Origin of the sequence: Phenylobacterium sp. (genome assembly GCF_030654915.1) — a bacterium.
Lineage (GTDB): Bacteria > Pseudomonadota > Alphaproteobacteria > Caulobacterales > Caulobacteraceae > Phenylobacterium.
In genome coordinates this window covers 1-2,404 of the sequence record NZ_JAURWM010000188.1, presented here as the reverse complement: position 1 = coordinate 2,404, position 2,404 = coordinate 1, and the positions used below count along the sequence as shown (strand labels likewise).

The window sequence follows — 2,404 nt, the reverse complement described above, 5'->3', positions numbered from 1 at the left end:
GGCGGCGGGGGCGGCGGGGGCGGCGGAGGCGGCGGCGGGGGCGGCGGCGGCGCGAACGAGTAACGGAGACCCAGGGTCACCGATTGGTCGCGGTATTCGCCGGAGAACACGCCAGGTTGGATCGCATGCGAACCCGTCGAGGCGAAGTCGAGATCCGAACCACCGAGGTAGCGGTAGGTCAGGTCGACGTTCAGACGGTCGGTCGCACGCCAGGCCACGCCGGCCAGGACTTGCCAAGCCAGAGCCGTATCATCGTCGTCGATGGTCAGGTTCTGGATCGCCGGGTTCGTCGCCGAGAAGGTCGGCGGCGAGGTCAAGGTCGTGGTCGAGAATTGACCGACGGTGTTGATCTTGACGTGGTTGATACCGATGCCGGCGCCGATGAACGGATTGAGGACAGCCCCCGGAAGGATGTCGTAAATCACGTTGCCCATAACGGTCCAGGCTTCGACTTCACCCGAGGGCGAACCGCATTGCGAGGCCGCCGCGGTGCGGACGACGCCGGGAGTGCAGAGGCCGATCGGTTGACCGCTACCGCGGATCGAATCGATGTCACCCGGGCGGTAGCCGCCTTCGAGTTCCACACGCCAGTTATCGTTCAGCTGGTAGCCGAGACGGGCGAAGCCAGCCCAATCGTCTTCCTGGCTGATATCCCAGTTCAACGGCTGACCGAGTTGGCCGTTGTTGGACGACTCGGCGTCAATGCCTTCCGGCAGATGATACCCGAGATCGACCGCGCCGTACCAGCCGGCGACTTGCGCGGAAGCGCCGGAAGCGGCGAAGACCGCAGCCAGGGCGGCCCCCGCTAGGAGTTTGAATTTCATATTCAGAGCCCTCTCTTGCCCTCTGCTGCGGCCAAATGACCCAGCTCAGTTATATCAAGGCCGAAGCATTACGAAAGTGTCGCCGAGGCAACACCTCCGCCAATTCGCTGACGCCCACGAAATACCCCAGGACGATAAACATTCTTCCCCTCCGCAATCAACTTCGGGGCGAGAGACACGTCTCCCGTCCAGCTTCTCGACGACACGCCTGGAACCCGCCTGAGAGCTGAATCTCGTTGTGTAGAGTGTAACCTTAGCTGAGTCGCGTTCATTCGACGCGTCCCGACATTGGGCGAACCCTTTGTAAATTCATGTAAAGAAAGTCTTGCCACACGCGGCGCCGCCGAACAACGTTCAGCGGACGCGATAAATTCGTCACATGCGTCAAAAGACATTAGGCCCCTCGCCCAGGACGCGAATCCTCGCTTCCTACGAGGCCACAACGCAGACTCGTTAGCTTGGTTCCGAATTAGCTTCAGCTTTCTTGCCCCCGGCGGTAGCGCCGCACCCGCCCCCCAAGCGCCTCGGGCCGATTCAGCGCCTTGCGGAACTCATCCCGACGCTCGTGGATCGACGCGATGATGAGCCCCATGGGCACGCCGATCTCGACCAGCACCGCCTCGGACAGCTGCAGGCTCGCCTCGACGGTCTCGGGCACCGCATCGGTGGCGCCCAGCTCATAGAGCCGCGCCGCGTGACGAGCGTCGCGGGCCCGGGCGACGATGGTCAGGTCCGGCCGCATGGCCCGCGCCGTGGCGACGATCGCCTCCACGCCTTCGGGGGCGTCCATCGTCACCACCAGCGCCGGCGCGGTCTCAAGGCCGCAGCGCTTCAGGAACTCCTGGCGCGAAGCATCGCCGAAATAGATCGACTCGCCAGCGTGGCGGGCGCTCTCGACCAGGCGAGGATCGCGCTCGGCCGCGACCCAAGCGATGTCGTGACGGTGCAGCATTTCGCCCACCAGCCGGCCGACGCGGCCATAGCCGACGACCAGCACCTTCGGAGTTTCGAGGGCGTCCTCAGGCGCCGGCGGCTCTGGCGACAGGCCCTGACCGCCGACCTTGCGACCGCCGGCTTTCAGCCCGAGCGCGGCGAGCAGCGGGATGCACATCATCGATATGGTCGATGAAACCAGCACCATCTGGCCCAGGTCCCGCGGCACGATTCCCTCGCCCATGGCCGAGGCCAGGATGACGTAGGCGAACTCGCCGCCGCCCGCGAGCAACAGGCCCGCCTCCAGCGCGCCCCGCGTGGTCAGACCAAACAGTCGGCCCAGCCCGAACACGACGGTGGCGTTCAGCGTCACCAGCCCCAGGGAGATGCCGAGGATCACCCACGGCTTGGCGGCCAGCAGCGAGACGTCGAGACCGATGCCGACCGACAGGAAGAACAGGCCGAGCAACAGGCCCTTGAAGGGCTCGATGGTGACCTCGACCTCGTGGCGGTACTCGGTCTCGGCCAGCAGCAGGCCGGCGATGAAGGCGCCCAACGCCATGGACAGGCCGGTGAGCGCGCTCACCAGCCCCGCCCCGATCACCACCAGCAGGCAGGCGGCCATGAACAGCTCTTCGCTCTTGGCG

2 protein-coding genes are annotated in these 2,404 nt (G+C 65.5%); both read right to left on the bottom strand.

What is annotated here, in order from left to right; genetic code table 11:
* A partial coding sequence (locus tag Q7T84_RS09695; RefSeq protein WP_304808209.1) for an outer membrane protein occupies positions 1–824 on the bottom strand: 824 nt, incomplete at its 3' end.
* 475 nt (positions 825–1,299) lie between these two features.
* Positions 1,300–2,404, bottom strand: a 1,105-nt coding sequence (locus Q7T84_RS09690; protein ID WP_304808207.1) for a cation:proton antiporter, incomplete at its 5' end; no start/stop codon positions are given.